This window comes from Desulforadius tongensis, assembly GCF_016907915.1.
Classification (GTDB): Bacteria; Bacillota; Desulfotomaculia; order Desulfotomaculales; family Desulfohalotomaculaceae; genus Desulforadius; species Desulforadius tongensis.
The window spans coordinates 25,063-43,932 of record NZ_JAFBCW010000017.1 but is presented as its reverse complement, the minus strand read 5'-3'; the positions used below and the strand labels follow the sequence as shown (position 1 = coordinate 43,932).

20 protein-coding genes and 1 riboswitch are annotated in these 18,870 nt (G+C 46.4%); of the genes, 7 read left to right on the top strand and 13 right to left on the bottom strand.

Going from position 1 to position 18,870, the window contains the following annotated elements:
- Positions 1-67 precede the first annotated feature (67 nt).
- Positions 68-880, bottom strand: a complete 813-nt coding sequence (locus tag JOC37_RS08165; RefSeq protein ID WP_204617866.1) for a DUF169 domain-containing protein — start codon at positions 878-880, stop codon at positions 68-70.
- A gap of 366 nt (positions 881-1,246) precedes the next feature.
- On the opposite strand from JOC37_RS08165, the gene JOC37_RS08160 reads away from it, so the two are divergent.
- Entirely contained in the window at positions 1,247-1,702 is a 456-nt protein-coding gene (locus JOC37_RS08160) for a DIP1984 family protein (protein WP_204617864.1), read from the top strand.
- A 303-nt stretch (positions 1,703-2,005) separates the two neighbouring features.
- Here the strand turns inward: JOC37_RS08160 and JOC37_RS08155 are convergent, their stop codons facing one another.
- The 3 genes from JOC37_RS08155 to JOC37_RS08145 all read right to left on the bottom strand — a co-directional run bounded on the left by JOC37_RS08155 (position 2,006) and on the right by JOC37_RS08145 (position 5,578).
- Positions 2,006-3,073 carry a hypothetical protein gene (locus JOC37_RS08155; RefSeq protein WP_204617863.1) on the bottom strand — a complete coding sequence of 356 codons (1,068 nt, stop codon included), beginning with the start codon at positions 3,071-3,073 and terminating at the stop codon, positions 2,006-2,008.
- A 128-nt stretch (positions 3,074-3,201) separates the two neighbouring features.
- Positions 3,202-4,809: a glycoside hydrolase family 57 protein gene (locus JOC37_RS08150; protein ID WP_204617861.1), complete on the bottom strand. Its 1,608-nt coding sequence runs from the start codon at positions 4,807-4,809 to the stop codon at positions 3,202-3,204.
- Positions 4,810-4,852: 43 nt separating this feature from the next.
- Entirely contained in the window at positions 4,853-5,578 is a 726-nt protein-coding gene (locus JOC37_RS08145) for a DUF4912 domain-containing protein (RefSeq protein ID WP_238480829.1), read from the bottom strand.
- Positions 5,579-5,786: 208 nt separating this feature from the next.
- On the opposite strand from JOC37_RS08145, the gene JOC37_RS13605 reads away from it, so the two are divergent.
- Both JOC37_RS13605 and JOC37_RS08135 read left to right on the top strand, forming a co-directional pair.
- Positions 5,787-6,458, top strand: coding sequence for a CPBP family glutamic-type intramembrane protease (locus JOC37_RS13605; RefSeq protein ID WP_204617859.1), 672 nt, complete (start codon positions 5,787-5,789; stop codon positions 6,456-6,458).
- Between the two features lie 245 nt (positions 6,459-6,703).
- The gene (locus JOC37_RS08135; protein ID WP_204617857.1) at positions 6,704-6,850 is read left to right on the top strand and encodes a hypothetical protein; all 147 of its coding nucleotides are present in this window, start codon (positions 6,704-6,706) and stop codon (positions 6,848-6,850) included.
- A 42-nt stretch (positions 6,851-6,892) separates the two neighbouring features.
- Here JOC37_RS08135 and JOC37_RS08130 read toward each other — a convergent pair whose 3' ends face one another.
- Entirely contained in the window at positions 6,893-7,489 is a 597-nt protein-coding gene (locus JOC37_RS08130) for a LysO family transporter (protein WP_204617855.1), read from the bottom strand.
- A complete protein-coding gene (locus tag JOC37_RS08125) occupies positions 7,486-7,803 on the bottom strand; it encodes a LysO family transporter (RefSeq protein WP_338017366.1) in 318 nt (105 codons plus the stop codon). The genes JOC37_RS08130 and JOC37_RS08125 overlap by 4 nt, the downstream gene beginning before the upstream one ends.
- Positions 7,804-8,021: 218 nt before the next feature.
- Between JOC37_RS08125 and JOC37_RS08120 the strand changes: the two genes are divergently transcribed.
- The 3 genes from JOC37_RS08120 to trmL are packed head-to-tail and all read left to right on the top strand — an operon-like array spanning position 8,022 to position 9,541.
- Entirely contained in the window at positions 8,022-8,441 is a 420-nt protein-coding gene (locus JOC37_RS08120) for a CoA-binding protein (protein WP_204617853.1), read from the top strand.
- A complete protein-coding gene (gene nth / locus JOC37_RS08115; protein ID WP_204617852.1) occupies positions 8,441-9,082 on the top strand; it encodes an endonuclease III in 642 nt (213 codons plus the stop codon). The genes JOC37_RS08120 and nth overlap by 1 nt, the downstream gene beginning before the upstream one ends.
- Positions 9,083-9,541: a tRNA (uridine(34)/cytosine(34)/5-carboxymethylaminomethyluridine(34)-2'-O)-methyltransferase TrmL gene (gene trmL, locus JOC37_RS08110; protein ID WP_204617850.1), complete on the top strand. Its 459-nt coding sequence runs from the start codon at positions 9,083-9,085 to the stop codon at positions 9,539-9,541. It begins immediately after the preceding gene.
- Between the two features lie 44 nt (positions 9,542-9,585).
- On the opposite strand, the gene JOC37_RS08105 is transcribed toward trmL, so the two are convergent.
- The 5 genes from JOC37_RS08105 to gcvT form a co-directional block, all read right to left on the bottom strand.
- Positions 9,586-10,512: a cation diffusion facilitator family transporter gene (locus JOC37_RS08105; RefSeq protein ID WP_204617848.1), complete on the bottom strand. Its 927-nt coding sequence runs from the start codon at positions 10,510-10,512 to the stop codon at positions 9,586-9,588.
- A 144-nt stretch (positions 10,513-10,656) separates the two neighbouring features.
- Positions 10,657-12,102 carry an aminomethyl-transferring glycine dehydrogenase subunit GcvPB gene (gene gcvPB / locus JOC37_RS08100; RefSeq protein ID WP_204617846.1) on the bottom strand — a complete coding sequence of 482 codons (1,446 nt, stop codon included), beginning with the start codon at positions 12,100-12,102 and terminating at the stop codon, positions 10,657-10,659.
- Positions 12,099-13,442, bottom strand: coding sequence for an aminomethyl-transferring glycine dehydrogenase subunit GcvPA (gcvPA, locus tag JOC37_RS08095; RefSeq protein ID WP_204617844.1), 1,344 nt, complete (start codon positions 13,440-13,442; stop codon positions 12,099-12,101). The genes gcvPB and gcvPA overlap by 4 nt, the downstream gene beginning before the upstream one ends.
- Entirely contained in the window at positions 13,442-13,831 is a 390-nt protein-coding gene (gene gcvH / locus JOC37_RS08090; RefSeq protein WP_204617842.1) for a glycine cleavage system protein GcvH, read from the bottom strand. The genes gcvPA and gcvH overlap by 1 nt, the downstream gene beginning before the upstream one ends.
- A 19-nt stretch (positions 13,832-13,850) precedes the next feature.
- Entirely contained in the window at positions 13,851-14,945 is a 1,095-nt protein-coding gene (gene gcvT, locus JOC37_RS08085) for a glycine cleavage system aminomethyltransferase GcvT (RefSeq protein ID WP_204617840.1), read from the bottom strand.
- Positions 14,946-15,136: 191 nt separating this feature from the next.
- Positions 15,137-15,243, bottom strand: a riboswitch (glycine riboswitch).
- Between the two features lie 155 nt (positions 15,244-15,398).
- On the opposite strand from gcvT, the gene JOC37_RS08080 reads away from it, so the two are divergent.
- Positions 15,399-15,614, top strand: a complete 216-nt coding sequence (locus JOC37_RS08080) for an alpha/beta-type small acid-soluble spore protein (RefSeq protein ID WP_238480828.1) — start codon at positions 15,399-15,401, stop codon at positions 15,612-15,614.
- Positions 15,615-15,660: 46 nt separating this feature from the next.
- Here the strand turns inward: JOC37_RS08080 and JOC37_RS08075 are convergent, their stop codons facing one another.
- Both JOC37_RS08075 and ileS read right to left on the bottom strand, forming a co-directional pair.
- A complete protein-coding gene (locus JOC37_RS08075) occupies positions 15,661-15,924 on the bottom strand; it encodes a hypothetical protein (RefSeq protein ID WP_204617836.1) in 264 nt (87 codons plus the stop codon).
- Between the two features lie 147 nt (positions 15,925-16,071).
- Positions 16,072-18,867 (bottom strand): isoleucine--tRNA ligase, encoded by a 2,796-nt coding sequence (gene ileS, locus JOC37_RS08070; RefSeq protein WP_204617834.1) that lies wholly within the window; start codon positions 18,865-18,867, stop codon positions 16,072-16,074.
- Positions 18,868-18,870: the final 3 nt, after the last annotated feature.

Genomic DNA, 18,870 nt, shown 5'->3' with positions numbered 1-18,870 from the left:
CAAAAAAAATGTAAAATTATAATAGAAATCAAAAGGGCGCCATCTATTGATTGCGCCCTTTTGATTTCTATTTTTCATAATCCTTAAAACGAATCATGGGACATTTTTTGCATACATCAACGCCGGGATATTCCTGGCCACCGGGGCCCAGCATTGAAGCGGCACCATACCGCAAGCTCCTGCTTACCAGCTGCCGAGCTACCTTTTCAATTTGAGTGCCCGGAATGAAAACATTTACTTCACCCTTTTCGGTTTTACCGGAAGTAAAACTGCCGGCACACATGGTATTCATACCGGCTGTCTGCTGGTCATAACAGCGTACGCTTCCCCCGCAAACAGCGGAATTAATGGTATGGGTGGAATTAACCTCACTTACCTTACATCCCCCAATATAATCATTTAAAATATGATATGCTTGGAAAGGATTGACAACGAAGAAGACTACATCCGGGTCCACAGGGGTTTTATACAGAGGAGCGGTCATAAATCCTTTAAGTTCACCGTGGGGCAGTCTGGGCTTGCTCATTAAACATTCTTTGGCCAAATCCCAGTCGTTGGTGTATTTTACATGTCCTTCAACTTCTTCATCACTGGGCTGCCGGAAACCAAAAACAGTGCGCGCATTGCCGCACAGCAGTTTATCTTCACCGGCTTTTATTATGTAATCGTCCATACGAGAGGTCAGTGCAATTTGGCAAAAGGTCATTTTCGGCCCGGGAACTTTTTCCGGCACGAAATTATCGTACTCTTCCTGGTCAAAGAAAAATTTAACCGCTACAGGGTTGTATTCCAGCTTATACAGCGCGGCAAAGGCTTTATGCATGTCTTCATAACTCAATTTATCTTTCTTAGCCAATTCTTCAACATTCACCAGCAGCATTTTGGTTCCTCCTTATGATTTTGATATTTTAATTGTTACAGTTTGCACTATATTGCACAAACCCCTTTGCATAAATAATAACAAATTTCAATTAATTATTTAGTCGTATATCTTACTTGTTTTTTGTCATTTTGCCGACATCCCGCTGCAGAACATCGCCTGATCAGTAAAAAAAATACTGATGATACTATTACTTATCTTGATTCGGAAATAAATTTAGTTAAATCAAACAAAAAATACATAAACATAAAAATATATATTAAAAAAGGATTATAAAATCTTTTCAAGAAAGAAAACAGATAAAACAGCACGGAATAATAGATTCTGTATTACAATTATTTCCTGAATTTGAATGGGGTGAACTTAATGAAATTAGCTGAAGCTCTATTAGAAAGAGCTGATCTCCAGAAGCGATTGGCTCAAATGCGTAAACGGTTGAGTCGTTCAGCAGTTGTCCAAGAAGGGGAAGAACCACCAGAGGATCCTAAAGAATTGCTGCAAGAAATGAATAGGATTGTTACATCTCTTGAATCTCTTGTAAAACGCATTAATCATACAAATGCAGCGGTATCTCTAGAACCATACGGAACTATCGCAGATGCTCTTACACGCCGGGAAATGATTATGCATAAAAGAAGTTTGCTGGAATCTTTAGTAGAAGAAGCTTCAATGATTGAAGACCGCTATAGCCATTCTGAAATTAAGAGCATAGCTACTGTAAGCGTTCGTGAGCTTCAAAAGGAAATTGATGCATTATCAAAAGAATATAGAGAGGTAGATACACGGGTTCAGCAGGCAAACTGGTTAACAGAACTTAAATAAATTAACGCGGTAGCTGTTTGAAATAGCGAGTACATCATTATTTTTCAATTGGTGTCGCGTGGGGCGCGCATCAGGTTCGAATCCTAATTTGTACAATTTATGCCCAGAACACATAACAACTTTATAAATTATTGTAACAAATTACAACCACGTACTGGATTTCAAACAGTGAGGGTGGGAATGGGGATTTTAAATAAAAATCCATATTATTATAGTATGTAAACAGGCCCGGGCCTTGGGGGTACTTCCTAAAATAAAAACACACTTGTTTTGCACAACAGCAAAACAAGTGTGTTTATCCCGCTACTTCAAATAATCGTTATAGTCATCATACAATACCGTAACCGGTTTCTCAGTGGTACCAAAAATATTGATGGCCATCACCGTAAAATCATTTATTCCCGGTTCCAAATCCAATTGTACACTAAAGGTACCGTTATTATTGTTCACCTGCACCTCATCGCTGCCCACCAGCACAACCACCGAACTGTTGGTATCGGTAACCCCGCTGATGGTAACTTTATCATCGGTTACCATTTCCGGCGCCGCCACCTCCAACCGGGGCGGTATACCCCGGATGACCTTACTTGCCCTGGTGGAAACACCGTAATCATTAACCGATACCACATTAATTATATTGTCGCCTTTATGCATCAGTTCCACCGAACCGGAAAAACTGCCCTTGGAATCGGCCTTAACTTTGGTATTATTTAAGTACACAGTACAGCCGGGATCGGTGTGCCCGCTGACTTCAACACTGGCTGACGTACTTTCTTGGGGGGCAAACACTTTCAGCGAAGGCTGCCGGACTTTAAAATTAATCCTCCGGTTGACAAGGGTACTGTTACCGTTTTTATCTATTGATACCACCTGCACTTCATTGTCACCGGGTTTTAAAGTTACCTCGGTATTAAAGCTGCCGTCACTTCTAACCCTCAGCGCTTCCCCGTTAACATACACGGTGCACCCACCGGCAGTGACACCGGATATTTTAAGTTTGTTGTGTGCAGTGGTCATTTGTTCCGGTAAATTAATGATTAACTTGGGCCCTTTGTTCTCCCCGGAAGCGGGTTCTTTTTTTATACCGGTTTCAGCCGCTGTTTTTTCCCCGCCCTTTTTTTCAGCGCTATCTTCACCGCCGGATTTGCCCTTTTCTTCACTATTTGTTTCTTTTGCTTTATTTTTTTGGTCAGCCAGCTGTTTGTCTTTCTGGTCAGTATCCTGTACCTGTTTTGAATCTACCTCTTTATCGCCGGCACCTAAAAAGGGAATTTTACCTGCAATATTGTCAGGAACACTGCAGCCCACCATTATTACCGCTGCCAACGTAATTATTAAAATTAACAGCAAATGCTTTTGACCATGTTTCATGTTTATCACCCTCATGTTACGATGTAATTCGACTTCTGGTAGGTTATTTCCTGCTAAAAATTAACTAACTATACATACCGGAGGCAAAAATATTAAGGGCCCGGCAAACCGGGCCCTATAACTATCCGCTATACGGCAGCTCCCGGGGCTTCCCTGGAGCGGAAGGTTCGGTAATTGATCTCCGGAAAAATATTGTTTGTACTTTCCAAGCAGGTTAACCAATCTTCGTCAAATTTATTTTCCTTTACCATATCATAAAGGCGCAAAAAATTGTGTAAATGCGCTTTTGTGCGGCGCACCGCATACTCCACCGTTGTCCCTGTATACATAATAAATGCCCAATCGCTGGCCTGGGCCAGCATTAATTCCCTGGCGGCTTGGTTTAACGCCCTTTTCAGCAGGCCGCAGGCACGGGGATAGCTGTTGGCCAGTTCTATCATCCGCCGGGCAGCTTCATGCAGATGCCGGTAAATCCAGTGATTTTCCTTACACAGCCACACATGGTGATAACCGTTGTTACCCCAGCTGGATTCACATGGCACCGCCACCTGGTTGCACGGGTACCGGTGGAGGTAATCCCCCGGGCTTATCAATTCCACTATTCTGGCACTTTGGTTAATTTTTCTAATTAACACATCCAGCCACCTTGGTCCTTCATACCACCAGTGACCAAACAGCTCGGCGTCATAGGGCGCCACTATTATCGGCCGCCTATCCATAACAGAACAAAGATATTCAATTTGTCTTTCCCGGTTGAACATGAAATTGCCAGCATGCTGATGTACTTTATATTCGGCCCATTCCGGTACATAGGGTGCTTTGTCCGCCAAATCCACATCGCCGGTTATGCGGTAATATTTAAAACCGGTATTATGCCGGATGCCGTCGGGATGAATGTATTCCCAGATATATTCTTCATCCATATCGTAGCCAATATCCCGGTAATACTCCCGGTAGTCCACGTCACCGGGGTAGCCTTCACTGGCACTCCAGACCTGCTTTGACGACTCCATATCCCGGGCAAAGGCGGCCACTCCCGTGGGACAAAAAATGGGAGCATATACCCCGTACCGGGGCCGGCGGGAAGCATACAGCACACCGTGGGTGTCAGTAAAGAAGAATTTAATGCCGAATTCTTTCAGCACTTCATCCACGCCTTTTTTATATGCACATTCCGGTATCCAAATACCGTTAGGGTTTTGACCAAAGTTTTTCCGGTGTATATTTACTGCCGTTTCAATTTGGGCATAAATTGATTCTTTTTGGTTCATCAAGGGCATATAACCATGGGTTGCCCCACAGGTAATCAGTTCCAACCGGCCTAAGTCTTGAAACTTTTTAAAAGCACTATTTAAATTGCAGTGGTAGCGATGACAAAAGGTATCATAGCTTTCAAACAGCCGCTGCTGGTACATCCGGGCGGTGGCATAATAGGGTGTATTTTTTGTGCGCTGGATTTCTTTCTCCGCCAGTTCGATCATTTTCTGCAGGTGTTTTACGTAACGCTGCTGTAAAAGATGGTCATTTAACATGCACACCAGCGGCGGTGACACGGAAAGGGTTAATCTAAAGGGAATGCCGTCTTCCGTTAAACGTTCAAAAGCTCGTATCAATGGGATATATGTTTCGGTTATTGCTTCATACAGCCAGCGCTCTTCCAAAAAGAATTCGTCCTCCGGGTGCCGTACAAAAGGTAAATGGGCATGTAATACAAGTGCCAAATAACCCTTAGCCATTAAGAAACTCCTTTCTATCCTGAAAAATGTTATCTGAATTTTTTTAATTATAGGGTTTATTAAACTCCGGTGAACTGGGAATGTTTTCTTCATACATCAGTGCCGTACTAATACCATATTGAACTTTGCCCATCATCCGGTAAATACCATCTATCCACATCCATTCTTCATCGAAACGGTCAGACAGCCATGCCCTGGGTGTGCTGGCAGCGTTCGACCTTAATATGGTAATAAATTGACCGTTGGGCAGCATCCGTCCTAAATCCACACAATAGGTCCTGTCCGGTGATCCAATTTCTATATACCAATCCATACAATGGTTATTAATATATATATCAACATACAAATTGGCGTTGGTACCGTCGAAGTTGTCCACCCCGGTAATGTCATACACTCTGATTACCGGCGGGTAATGATGCCAAAATTGTTCACCAAAATTATTTTTTAGTTCCTCTTGTCTAGCGGTGGAAATTTCCCAGTAGGCATATAACCAGTAAGGATCCCTGGCCATCAATACCAAACAATCTTTATTGTACAGGTGAGGTAATTCAGGGGCCGGAGGTGGGGATTCTTTTTCCCAGATAGGAAAGGCAGCAATTTCTTCGGCCAATTCGGTATCAAAGTTATTTTTCCCTTCTACAACAGGTACCGGCGGCGGATCAATTTTTTTCTGCGCCCGGTAGTGATTGGCAGACCAAGCATACCAGCCCAGCCATATAACCGCTGCCATGATTAAAATACCTATCACCCACGGTATCAGGGCTTCCATGATTCTCCCTCCTTTGATAAATTTATTTAAATATGTTAAAACCCGAATTTAAGGATACATAATCGCAGGGTAATTAACTCAAATTGTATTATTGCCAGCGTAAATACTGTTTATTTACTGAATTTTTTCCCTATAAAAAGACATTAATATTAAGAGTGCTGTTTTATTTTGGTTTTCAAATTTTAATACCGCCGGGGAGATGAAAATTGTGGCTAAACATTTTCAAAGCATCCGATGGGGTGTTAGTGAAGTCATTTGGATACTGGCTTTAAGAATTATAGTGGTATTTGTTTTGGGTCGTTTTCTTCTGCCGCTGTTCCCGGGCATAAACCAACAGGTGTTAAACATAGCAGACAGAGTAATTTTAATTCTGCTGACGTTGATCTTTGTTTTACGAATAGGGGATTTAGAAGATTTAGGACTGCAAAAACAGCACTGGGGAAAAAATATAATCCTCGGCATCGCTGCCGGTGGGGCTTTATTTATCCTGGCCGCCGGTGCCCGTCATTTTTTTACAGCAGTGCTGGCAGCCGATGTCAGCACCCACCCACTGGTTAAAATGGCTGCCCAGGCCGGCAATCCCAGGCAGTTGGCAGGACCGGTTTTTGCTGCCGGGGTAATGGCACCAATTGCTGAAGAAATATATTACCGGGGTTTTGCCTTTCCTGCCTTTGTAAAACGCTGGGGACCGGTAATAGGAGTAATTGTTTCCGGCTTGTTTTTTGCCGCCGTACATTTAAGTACGGTATGGTTTTGGGAAATAGCCCTGGTAGGGGCTGGTTTGGCACTGCTTTACTACCAAACCGGTTCTCTGATTCCCGGAATTATCGCCCACAGTATTATAAATACCACCCGGTTAATACTGGTGTATTTGAGTTAAGTACAAAAGTGGCAAACAATTTGACACTGACAATGGGTACAACTGTTGAGGTAATAGACACCATCGTAAAATGTTAAAAAAAGTATCAACCAAATGAGTTAATGTCCAGAAATATAGTGCATGTTGGCCCACAAGCCAATACTGTTCTTAACCACCGTCTCTTCAGCTTTACTTAATAAGGGCTTGTGATAAAATGAACCTACAAAATAACTAAAATATCATTTAAAGACAGGGAGGCGGTGCCTGTGTTAGACCGGGAATATGAACAGCACCTGCAAAGTTACCAGTATCATGAACACACTGTGGCGGAAAACGAAAAGGAAAGTTTTTTGTGGTTAATTACAGCAGCGACAATTATTGTACCTGCACTGATATATATCAATAAAATTTAAAATGAGCCCCCGGCCGGAGCCGGGGGCTCATTTTCCCACCGGTTACAATTTTATAAGCAGCGGTACCAGCAGCGGCACCATTGCCGACAGTATCGAACCGTTAATAAAGGCCACCACCGCGGTGTCTGTATCGGTGGACCTGGAAATGAGCGGTAAAGTGGTATCCATGGTGGTGGCTCCCCCGGGAGCCACCGCGCTTAATTTGCCTATGTATTTAGCAATGAAGGGTATTAACAGGAAGGCCATCAGTTCCCGGACTACGTTGGTTATAAGGGCCAGCGCCCCCAGTTCTACGCTGTATATTTGGGCCAGCATTACACCGGACAGGCTGTACCAACCAAAACCCGCCCCAACGGCGGATGATTCATTAACGGGCATGCCCATGGCCAAGCCAACCACCACCGACCCAATTATACTGCCCAGGGCAACCATAAGGGGCACTAGGATAACACGCCAACCCATTTTCCACAGCCGCCTCCATACTTCCTTCTGCTGTCCCAGGTCAATACCCACCCCTAAAAGCAGCACGCACAGGGCCGCTGTGGTAAGGGTATCCAGGTAGCCCACTAAATCCCGGGGAATGACCCAGTAGCCCAGGGCCGCTCCCACCGTCACAGCTCCTAATATTAACCAGGTCAATTTCTTTCCCCCGCTTTCTTCTGCCGGTTTAGCTGTTTATTTTCGGTCAGCCCCCGGCGTATATATCCTTCCACCATCCTCACCAGCAGTATACTAAAAAATATGCCACCGGCAGCCAGTGCCGATGCTTGTACTCCCATCCGTCCAAAATCAGCCAGCAATTCTTTATTGGCCCCCAGCTGGGCTCCCATCACCACCAGCAGAAATATCAGGCCAAACAGCACTACCCGTTGGGTGATTTTATTTTCTTTGGGTAATAGTTTAAAATGGCCAATAATAAATCCCACTACCATAGACGCTATAATTAATGTCACTTACAACACCACCTACCCTGAAAAAGTCATCCTGCTAATTCGGCGGCAGCGGCTCATCCATAAACGCTCACCTGTACAAAAGGCCCCTGCTTTTTTTTCATACTCCTAACAATTTATCATATCCACTTTATATACAGCAACAATTTATTATTTATTCACTAAAAAGGCCGTTTTTTTGGTATATTATTAGATGTAATAATTTACAGGAGGGTTTTACTATGTTCCAAAATCCCACTGACGAGCAAATCAAAGAACTGCTAAAGGATGCACGCACCATAGCTGTGGTGGGGCTGTCGGATAAGCCGGAACGCGACAGTCACATGGTGGCAAAGTATCTGCAGGAACAGGGTTACAAAATTATACCCGTTAACCCCAAGTACAATTCCATACTGGGAGAAAAAGCGTATAACAAGGTGAGCGAAATCCCGGAACCGGTGGATATTGTAAATGTTTTCCGCCGCAGCATTGATACCCCTCCGGTGGTTGAAGATGCGGTCACTAAAAATCCCCGGGCCATATGGCTGCAGTTGGGCATTAAAAATGATGATGCCGCCAGAATTGCTCAAAATAACAGCATCACCATGATTATGGACAGATGCATAAAAATAGAACATGCCAGGCTGCTGGGAAACCAGTAATGTCTAAAGAAAACAGCCGGGTTCTTGAGATAATTGAAAGGCTTAAAAGGGCTTACCCCCATGCCCGGTGCGGTCTGAATCACCGCAGCCCTTTTGAACTGCTGATAGCTACAATTTTAAGCGCCCAGTGTACTGACAAAAGGGTAAACATAATTACCGAAAAATTGTTTTCAAAATACCGTACCCCTGCTGATTTTGCCCGGTTGACCCCGGAGCAGCTGGCAGAAGAAATTAAAGGCTGCGGCCTGCACCACAACAAAAGCAGGGCCATTGTGGAAACCTGCCGCATATTGATGAATAACCACCGGGGAGAGGTGCCCCAGCAAAGAAAGGCGCTGGAGGCACTGCCGGGGGTGGGGCGTAAAACTGCCGGGGTGGTGTTAGGGGTCGGTTTTGGACAGGCAGCCCTGCCGGTGGACACCCACGTGCACCGGGTAGCCCACCGCCTGGGGCTGGCCAGCGGGAAAAATCCCGAAACCACTGAACGGGAACTAATGAGCTGTATACCCAAAGATCTGTGGCAGCCAGCTCACCACTTGTTTATCGCCCACGGCAGGGAAACATGCAGCGCCCGCCGTCCAAAATGCAATCACTGCCCGGTAATGGCATTGTGCCCACAGGGGCCGGGAGGGGAGAGATAGATGCACATTGTTTTGGTAGAACCAGAAATACCGGCCAACACCGGCAACATATCCCGCACCTGTGCGGTAACCGGTTCCAGCCTGCACCTGGTAAAACCGCTGGGTTTTTCTACCGATGATAAGCACCTGAAAAGGGCCGGTTTGGACTATTGGCACAAATTAGACCTGCATTATCACGACAGCTTTTCAGAACTACAGCAAAAGTATCCCCATGGTGGTTTCTGGTATTTGACCACCAAGGCTGCAAAATGGTACACCGAGGTGGAATACCAACCCGGTGACTTTCTAGTTTTCGGCAAAGAAACCGCCGGTTTACCCAGTGAATTGCTGGAAGCCAATGGGGAAAGATGCATTCGCATCCCCATGCTTTCAGATATACGTTCGCTAAACCTGTCCAACGCAGTGGCAATAGTATTATATGAAGCACTGCGCCAGCAGGGATTTAAAAATATGAAATAAAAAGCTGTGCATGGTTATAAATGCACAGCTTCTCTAATATTCCTCTATTTCTCTTTTGGGCCGCTGCTTTTGCAATCGCAGCCGGCCCGGCAGTTTTCGCAATGCTCAGGCGGTTCACAGGGCTCGCTGTGAATGAGCACGTTGCTGCGGGGCAGTGCTTCTTTGAGGTCATTTTCTACATCATCACACAGCCGGTGAGCTTCAAGGATAGTGTTGCAGCGGGGTACTACAATGTGTAAGTCCACATGCCGCTGGGGCCCTGCCTTTCTGGTGCGCAGTTTATGATAGTTAACAAATCGATTTTGATACCGGGTTAAAACTTTATGAATTGTTTCTTCCTCTTCCTGGGGCAGCTTGGCATCTAAAATACTGCTCATTGAGTCATGCAGTAAGTCGTAGGCCGCTTTTAATATTAACAAAGTTACGCCAATACCAATGAGGGGGTCTATAATGGTTTTCCCCGTTAATTTAATTAACGCAATGCCTGCCAGTACTCCCAGAGAAGTGTATACATCGGTTCGCAGGTGCCAGGCATCAGCCTCCAGCGCCGGGGAGCCGGTCTCTTTGGCCACCTTCATCAGTTTATTTGATACAAACCAGTTAACCGCCCCGGAAATACCCATCACTGCCATACCCAAACCCAGGGCCTCGATTTCTCCCTGGCCATGGAACAGTTTAGGAACGGCATGCCAAAGTATTCCCACTGCCGCCCCCACAATTAAAAGGGCTTCTATTATCGCCGCCAGGTTTTCAAATTTTCCGTGCCCGTACCTGTGCAGTTCATCCGCCGGTTTTCCCGATTGGCGTACCGAAAGGAAGGCAATTATCGCTGCCAGCAAATCCAGGCCGGAATGAATAGCCTCTGACAGCACACTGACCGAACCCATTAACAACCCCACCGCAAGTTTCCCGGCAGTAAGCAGAGTATTAGATATAATTGATAATCGTGCAACCTTTATCTTGGGGTCCACCGCTACACCCCCCCAATAATTTTATTATTATAACCTATACATTATAACATAATGTTATTTGCCAAAAACAAGTATAAAATAACCTCCCTTTAAAAAAGGACGCGTGTAATCGCACTTGGCGAAACACGCATCCCAAATTTACAATTACCCGTTATATCTAAGCACCGGTTTCCTAGCTGCTGTCACTTCATCCAACCGCCCCACCGGTGTGCTGTGAGGAGCAGTTTTAACTTGTTCCGGGTCTTCCGCAGCTTCCTGCAGTATCTTGATTACACTGCGGGCAAAGTCATCCAGCGTTTCCTTGCTTTCTGTTTCGGTGGGTTCCATCATCATCACTTCTTCCACAATCAACGGAAAGTATATGGTGGGGGGATGATAGCCGTAATCCAGCATCCGCTTGGCCAGATCCAGCGTGCGTACCCCTTTTCCCTTAAGTCCCCTGGGGCGGCATACAAATTCATGCATGCACCGGCGATCAAAGGGTATATTCAGGTGCCCGGCCAACCGGTGCATTAGGTAGTTGGCATTAAGCACCGCGTGTTCACTGATGGATTTTAAGCCGCTGCCCCCCTGGGATATAAGATAGGTATATGCCTTTACCACCACTCCAAAACTGGCATAAAAACCGCGCACCCTGCCAATGGAGAGAGGGCGGTTGTAATCCAACCGGTAGGTATCATTTTCTTTTACCACTACCGGCTTTGGCAAAAACGGTTCCAACTCTGCTTTAACCCCCACCGGGCCGCTTCCCGGGCCGCCGCCGCCGTGGGGAGTGGCAAAGGTTTTATGCAGGTTTAGGTGCACCACATCAAAACCCATACGCCCGGGAGACGTAATACCCATAATGGCATTCATATTGGCCCCGTCATAATACAGCAGCCCACCGGCATTGTGCACAATTTCCGCAATTTGCACAATGTTTTCTTCAAACAATCCCAGCGTGCTGGGGTTGGTCAGCATCAGTGCCGCGGTATCTTCATCCACCACTTCCCGCAGTGCTTCAATATCCACGTTGCCCCTTAAATCTGATTTTACCTGCACCACTTTAAATCCGGCCAGCGTGGCTGTAGCCGGGTTGGTTCCGTGGGCAGAATCGGGCACAATTACTTTAGTGCGCTTTTCTCCCCGGTGCTTTAAATAAGCCTTTATTATTAACAAACCGGTGAGCTCGCCGTGGGCCCCCGCCGCCGGCTGCAGGGTTACAGCATCCATACCGGTTATTTCCGCCAGGTAGTTTTGGGTGTGGTACATAAGTTCCAGCGCTCCCTGCACTGTTTCCTCCGGTTGGTAGGGGTGCAGGCGGGTGAACCCGGGTAGATTGGCGGCATCTTCACATATTTTGGGGTTGTATTTCATGGTGCATGAACCCAACGGGTAAAAGCCCACATCTACACCATAGTTCATTCTGGAAAGCCTTGTATAGTGGCGCACCACATCCAACTCACTTACTTCGGGCAGCTGCGGTTCATCTTGGCGCAGCATGCCGGCCGGTATTAATTGCTCTACCTCTTTGCAGGGCACATCATTTTCCGGCGGTAGTATTCCCCGGCGCCCCGGTCGGGAAAGTTCAAAAATTAACGGTTCGCTCATTTTACATCCCCTCCCAACAGCGCCACCAGGCGATGGATGTCTTCTTTGGTACGGGTTTCAGTGACACAAAGCAGCATGTGATTTTTCAGCTGCGGGTAATAACGTTCCAAATCCAGTCCCCCGATAATGCCGTTATCCAGCAGCCTGCGGTTAATTTCTTCCGGCGGCTGTGGGGTTTTAATTACGAATTCTTTAAAGAAAGGCACCGCCCAAGCAGGCTGATAACCCGGCAGCTTAATGATCTGCTCGTAGGCGTAGTAAGCTTTTTGCAAACACTGCTCCGCCACCGAACGCAGACCTTTACGTCCCAGCAAACTTAAATGTACTGTGGCCGCCAGGGCACACAGTGCCTGGTTGGAGCAAATATTAGAGGTGGCTTTTTCCCGGCGAATGTGCTGTTCCCGGGCCTGCAGTGTTAATACATAACCCCGGCGGCCCTGGTTGTCCTTGGTTTCCCCCACTATACGGCCGGGCATGCGCCTCATTAACTTTGCAGCACAAGCCATATAACCCAGGTGGGGACCGCCGTAAGACATGGGAATACCCAGCCCCTGTCCCTCCCCGGTGACAATGTCAGCACCACAGGAACCCGGGGAGGCTATCAAGCCAAGGGAAACCGGGTCGGCACAGGTTACCAGCAGGGCCTTAACTTGATGGGCTGCTTTGGCCGCGGCTGTTAAATCCTCCAGCGAACCAAAAAAGTTAGGTTGTTGGATAATTACCGCCGCCACATCTTTATCCAAAAATTGCTTTAACTTTTCTAAATCGGTACAGCCTTGGGTAAAGTCTACCTCTATCACCTGTAATTCCGGGCCGCTGGCATAGGTGCGAAGTACCTCCCGGTACTGGGGATGAACAGTTTTAGATACCAGCACTTTGCTGCGCCTGGTGGCCGCACAGGCCATTAAAGCAGCCTCTGCTGTGGCGGAGGCACCGTCATACATCGAGGCATTGGCCACATCCATGCCGGTTAATTGGCAGATCATCGTTTGAAATTCAAAAATTGATTGTAAAACTCCCTGGCTGATTTCCGGTTGATAAGGGGTGTAAGCGGTATAAAATTCGGAGCGGGATATTATGTGCTGCACAGCACTGGGTATGTAGTGGTCGTATACCCCGGCACCAAGGAAAGCTGCAAGTTGATCAACCGTTTTATTTTTCCCGGCCAGGGAATTTAACTTCCGGGCCACCTCCAGCTCAGAGAGGGGCCCGGGTACATTTAATTCCCTTTTTAGTCTTATTTCCTCCGGTATTTCTGCAAACAATTCCTCTAAATCATTAATGCCCAGTTCTTTTAACATCTGCTGCCGTTCTTCACCTGTATGGGGAATAAATTTCATTAGGCATTCTCCTCTAAATATGCTTCATATTCTGCTTTGGAAAGCAGGTTTTCCACCTGGGAGGGATCGGATAATTCCATCACCACCATCCAACCCTTCCCGTAAGGATCTTCGTTGATCGTTTCCGGGGCGTCAAGCAGTTCTTCGTTAATTTCCACCACCCTGCCGCTAAGGGGCGTATATATGTCGGAAGCAGCTTTTACAGATTCCACCACGCCCAGGGTATCTTCTGCCTCAAAGGTGTCGCCCACACTGGGCAGTTCTACAAAAACAATATCCCCCAGGGAATCCTGGGCATAATCAGTAATCCCTATAGTTGCCCTGTCACCATCCAATTTAATCCATTCATGTTCCCTGCTGTACTTTAGTTCTGCCGGTATATTAGCCATAATTATGACCTCCTTAAATTTATTTATTTCTTTTATAAAAAGGTTTCGGAACAACCTGGGCCTTTAATTCCCTGCCGCGAATTATAATGTCCAACTCAGTATCATTGCCGGCATATTCAGGTTTAACATAAGCCAGTGCCAGGTTGGCATTTAATGTGGGGGCATAACTGCCGGTGGTGACCCATCCCACCTGCTGACCATCAACTGCAACTGCATAACCTTCCCTGGGAACACCCCGTTCGATCATTTTTAGGCCTACCAGTTTGTGGCTGACACCTTTTTCTTTGATGCTTAACAGAGCCTGCTTACCGATAAATTCTCCCTTGTCAAACTTAACTGTCCAGCCCAGACCCGCCATCAGCGGGTTAATATCTTCGGTTAGTTCGTGTCCATAAAGGGCTAAACAAGCTTCAAAGCGCAGGGTATCCCTGGCACCCAGTCCCACCGGCACCACCCCATGCCGCCGGCCGGTGTCTAAAATTGCCCGCCACAGTTTTTCTGCTTCTTCGGGGTGGCAGTACAGCTCAAAACCATCTTCCCCGGTATAGCCGGTACGGGAAACCAAACAGGGCACCTCAGCCACCGCCCCCATGGCAAAATGATAGTATTTAATCTCTTTTAAATCCAAGGAAGTAAGACTTTGCAGCACCTGTTGGGATAACGGTCCCTGCAGTGCCAGCAGGGCATAATCATGGGATTTATCTACCACATCCACTTCCCCGGTTAAATGTTCTTTTATCCAGGCCAGGTCTTTGTCCTTATTTGAGGCGTTAACCACCAACAGGTAACGATTTAGCCCCAGGTTATATATCAACAGGTCATCAACAGTACCGCCATCTTCATTAATCATCGGCGTATACATAGCCCGCCCGATGCCAATTTTAGATACATCGTTTGTAACCAGTTTTTGCAGTGCAGCTAAGGCTTCCGGCCCCTCCAACAATAATTCTCCCATGTGGGATACATCAAACAAGCCCGCCCTCTCACGCACCGCTTTGTGTTCTTTAATAATTCCCCCATACTGCACCGGCATTTCCCAACCGCCGAAGGGCACCATTTTAGCTTTCAGTTCCAGGTGCACCTCGTAAAGGGGAGTACGTTTCAGGTTATCCATTATATTACACCTCCGCCACAGTTCCACTGTTTTATTATGACACTGGAAAGACTTAGTCATGTGGTGCTTTTCCGCTGCAAACAAAAAAGACAGAGAAAGCCATACCAGCTGTTTTCTCTGTCCGTTTACCTGAGAGATTACCCCTGCCGGGGTTTCCCCTTGGGTGTCCACCGCGGGACTCTCCAGAGTTCCGTCCGGCAGCAGTTCATTTTGCCTGAGAGTTTCGGTTACCGCCCAGCCAGTGATAACCTTGCTCCTTCGGCGCCTGGTTTTTCCAGAACTCTCCTGCTGCCTTCCTCCGGTCAATTATTTGATTATTTTAAATTTTATAAATTCGTCGTCCTTTTTTATTATCCTGCTAAAATTGTCAATTATATTTACTAATATTTTATTTATAAACAGCCATAATATGAAGGGTTTCTTCTTCCCAAACTACAACAAGGAGATGATATGATGGCTAAAAAATCCCCCCGAAAAAAGAAACCCACTAAAGAAGAGTTACTGCGGATGGAAGTAGCAGAAGAACTGGGCCTGGGTGATAAAATACGCCAGCATGGATGGGGAGCCCTCAATGCCAAAGAAGCAGGACGCATCGGCGGTATTATCACCCAAAGAATTAGAAAGGGCATTATTACCAATTATAAAGCTAAAAAGCCTTCGCCGCCTTGAACTTCTCGTGTCTCTCGTGCTTCTTTTCGAACACTGACTTAAAATGTCATTTCTTAGGAAATTTTATAATTTTACCTTCTTTTTTCGGTCTTGGGAGCGGAGCACAGGAATTACACCTTCCACAACCCCCGCCTTTTAAATCAAGCAGATTGCTTTCAATCAGTTCTGTTAGTATCCGGTTGCTAAGCTCTACCGGCCCGGTGTTGTAAACAAAGGCCCGGTTTACATGCTGCAGTATTGAAAACAACAGTTCTTCCATTTGTTCTTTGCTCAGGTCAGATATTTTTTCCGGATGGATGGTGCACCTCACGTTACTTCACCTCCGAATGTTTAAAAGTAAAGCTTTACGCTTTTATATTTACACTTTTAAGACTGAATCAATTTTACCACAAATTTCATGCTGAAAACAACTTGGTATTTGATACCGGTATATGAACAAAATATAAAATCCCAGGGGTTAATCCTGGGATTCCATTTGTCGTACAACCGAAGCACAGCGGGGACAAAGGGAAGGATGCTTATCGCTGCTGCCTACCCCTTCATGGTACATCCAGCAGCGCTCGCATTTTTCTCCCACAGCCCTTTCCACTTTAACTGCCAAACCCGGTAATGTTTCGCTGGCAGCTGCACCGGCAGGAATTCCTTTGTTCAAGTAAGCCTGGGAGGTAATAAACAATGCGGCCAGGTCTTTTTCCATGGGCTTTAAGAAGTTATATAATTCTTCCGCTGCATAAACCTGTACCGCTGCTTCCAGGGAATTGCCGATGAATTTTTCCTTTCGGGCAGTTTCCAGGTGTTTCAGTACCTCTGCCCTCACCTGCATCAAGCGATCCCACTTTTGTTCCAAATCAATGTCCAGGTACTCTTCATTTACTTCCGGCATATCCAGCAGCTGCACGCTTATGGGGCTGCCTTCCGGCTTGGGCATGTGCCTGTAAATTTCTTCACTGGTAAAGGCCAGCACCGGGGTGATTAACCTAACCAGTGCATCCAATACCTGGTACAGTACTGTTTGAGCCGCCCGGCGCTCTTTAGATTCCGGCAGCGACGTGTACAGCCGGTCTTTAATAATATCCAGGTAACGGGCACTCATATCTATTACACAGAAGTTATGCACCGCATGGTAAACCACATGAAACTCGTAATTGTCGTAAGCCTTTACCACCCGGTCTATCAGCCTGTGCAGGCGCAGCAGTGCCCAGCGGTCTAATTCCTGCAGCTCCCGGTACGGCAAACTGTGTTTATCCGGTTCAAAATCTCTCAAGTTACCCAACAGAAAACGAGCGGTATTGCGAATTTTGCGATAGGCTTCGGTTAACTGCTTTAAGATATTGTTAGATACTGCCAAGTCACCGCGGTAGTCAGCTGATGATACCCACAGGCGCAGAATATCGGCACCCATTTGTTTAATTACTTTTAACGGGTCTACAACATTCCCCAGTGATTTAGACATTTTTCGTCCATTTTCGTCTACCACAAAACCATGGGTCAGCACCGCTTTGTAAGGCGGTTCCCCGGTTACCGCCATGGCTGTGGACAGTGAAGAGTTAAACCATCCCCGGTGCTGGTCGCTGCCCTCCAGGTAGAGATCTGCCGGCCAGCGCAAATCCGGCCACAATTCCGGCTGATCCAATACACCCAGGTGACTGGAACCGGAATCAAACCAAACATCCATGGTGTCTGTTTCTTTATTAAATTCAGCTGCACCGCAGTGGGGACAGCTGGTTCCCTCGGGCATTAAGTCTTTAACTTCCCTGCTGAACCAAGCATCGGAACCGTGTTCGGCAAATATTTTTTCCAGGTGGGCAATGGTGGCTTCGTTTATTAATTCTCTGCCGCATTCCTTACAGTAGAAGATGGGAATGGGCACACCCCATACACGCTGGCGGGAAATGCACCAGTCACCCCGTCCTTCGATCATGTTGTAGATACGATCTTCACCCCAGGAAGGAATCCACTGTACTTTATTTCTAATGGCTTCCAATGCTTTTTGACGGAACCCTTCCACTGAAGCAAACCACTGCTCTGTGGCCCGGAAGAAAACAGGCTGTTTGCAGCGCCAGCAGTGGGGGTAGGAGTGCTGGATTTTATCTACATACACCAGCATACCCAAATTTTTTAGTTCTTCTATAATAAGTTTATTGGCTTCCCAAATTTTTGTTCCCTGGAATTTCCCCGCTTCTGCGGTGAAAACTCCGCTGTTATTCACCGGGGAAATCACCGGCAGGTTATATTTTTTACCCACCATAAAGTCTTCTTCACCATGACCGGTGGCCGTGTGAACACAACCGGTACCTGTATCGGTGGTTACGTGATCACCTAAAATAACCAGCGAATCACGGTCCATAAAGGGATGCCTGCATACCACCCCTTCCAGCTGTTCACCTTTAAATTCTTTTAGGATTTTAGTATCTTTAAGCTCGGTAATTTGCAGGTATTTTTCCAGCAGCTCCCTGGCCAGCAGGTGTTTATCATCTCCCACCTGTACCAGTACGTAATCCAGCTCCGGGTGCAGAGCAATGGCCACGTTGGCCGGCAGCGTCCACGGGGTGGTGGTCCAAATTACCACGTATGTTTTTTCCTCCGGCAGCAGTTCCTTACCGTCTTTTACCGGGAATTTCACATAGATGGATGGTGATGTTTTATCACTGTATTCCACTTCCGCTTCTGCCAGCGCTGTTTCGCAGTCGGCACACCAGTATACCGGTTTTAATCCTTTATAGATATAACCGGCTTTGGCCATTTCTCCAAAAACCCGAATTTGTTTAGCTTCATATTTGGGCAGCAGTGTGTAATAGGGGTGGTCCCAATCGCCGCGTACCCCTAACCGCTTAAATTCTTCTTTTTGAATTTCTACAAATTTAAGAGCATATTCTTTACATTGTTTTCTAAATTCCACCGGATCAATTTCGTGGCGGTTGATTTTAAGTTTTTTAATTACCTGCTGTTCAATGGGCAGGCCGTGGGTATCCCAACCCGGTACATAGGGAGCATCATATCCGGCCATTGAGCGGTATTTAACCACCATATCTTTTAATACTTTGTTTAATGTATGACCCAGGTGAATGTGGCCATTGGCATAGGGAGGCCCGTCATGCAGAATAAATTTTTCTTTACCTTTGTTCTTCTGCTGTACCCGGCGGTAGATGTCAATTTCTTCCCACCATTTTAACATTTCCGGTTCCCGCTGGGGCAAATTTCCCCGCATGGGAAAGTCGGTTTTAGGCAGGTTTAATGTCTTGCCGTAATCCATAAT

What these genes read in the sequence shown, in the direction of transcription:
- JOC37_RS08165 (WP_204617866.1), bottom strand. Translation starts at nt 880, where the DNA reads ATGCTGCTGGTGAATGTTGAAGAATTGGCTAAGAAAGATAAATTGAGT.
- JOC37_RS08160 (WP_204617864.1), top strand. Translation starts at nt 1,247, where the DNA reads ATGAAATTAGCTGAAGCTCTATTAGAAAGAGCTGATCTCCAGAAGCGA.
- JOC37_RS08155 (WP_204617863.1), bottom strand. Translation starts at nt 3,073, where the DNA reads ATGAAACATGGTCAAAAGCATTTGCTGTTAATTTTAATAATTACGTTG.
- JOC37_RS08150 (WP_204617861.1), bottom strand. Translation starts at nt 4,809, where the DNA reads ATGGCTAAGGGTTATTTGGCACTTGTATTACATGCCCATTTACCTTTT.
- JOC37_RS08145 (WP_238480829.1), bottom strand. Translation starts at nt 5,578, where the DNA reads ATGGAAGCCCTGATACCGTGGGTGATAGGTATTTTAATCATGGCAGCG.
- JOC37_RS08120 (WP_204617853.1), top strand. Translation starts at nt 8,022, where the DNA reads ATGTTCCAAAATCCCACTGACGAGCAAATCAAAGAACTGCTAAAGGAT.
- nth (WP_204617852.1), top strand. Translation starts at nt 8,441, where the DNA reads ATGTCTAAAGAAAACAGCCGGGTTCTTGAGATAATTGAAAGGCTTAAA.
- trmL (WP_204617850.1), top strand. Translation starts at nt 9,083, where the DNA reads ATGCACATTGTTTTGGTAGAACCAGAAATACCGGCCAACACCGGCAAC.
- gcvPB (WP_204617846.1), bottom strand. Translation starts at nt 12,102, where the DNA reads ATGAGCGAACCGTTAATTTTTGAACTTTCCCGACCGGGGCGCCGGGGA.
- gcvPA (WP_204617844.1), bottom strand. Translation starts at nt 13,442, where the DNA reads ATGAAATTTATTCCCCATACAGGTGAAGAACGGCAGCAGATGTTAAAA.
- gcvH (WP_204617842.1), bottom strand. Translation starts at nt 13,831, where the DNA reads ATGGCTAATATACCGGCAGAACTAAAGTACAGCAGGGAACATGAATGG.
- gcvT (WP_204617840.1), bottom strand. Translation starts at nt 14,945, where the DNA reads ATGGATAACCTGAAACGTACTCCCCTTTACGAGGTGCACCTGGAACTG.
- JOC37_RS08080 (WP_238480828.1), top strand. Translation starts at nt 15,399, where the DNA reads ATGGCTAAAAAATCCCCCCGAAAAAAGAAACCCACTAAAGAAGAGTTA.
- ileS (WP_204617834.1), bottom strand. Translation starts at nt 18,867, where the DNA reads ATGGATTACGGCAAGACATTAAACCTGCCTAAAACCGACTTTCCCATG.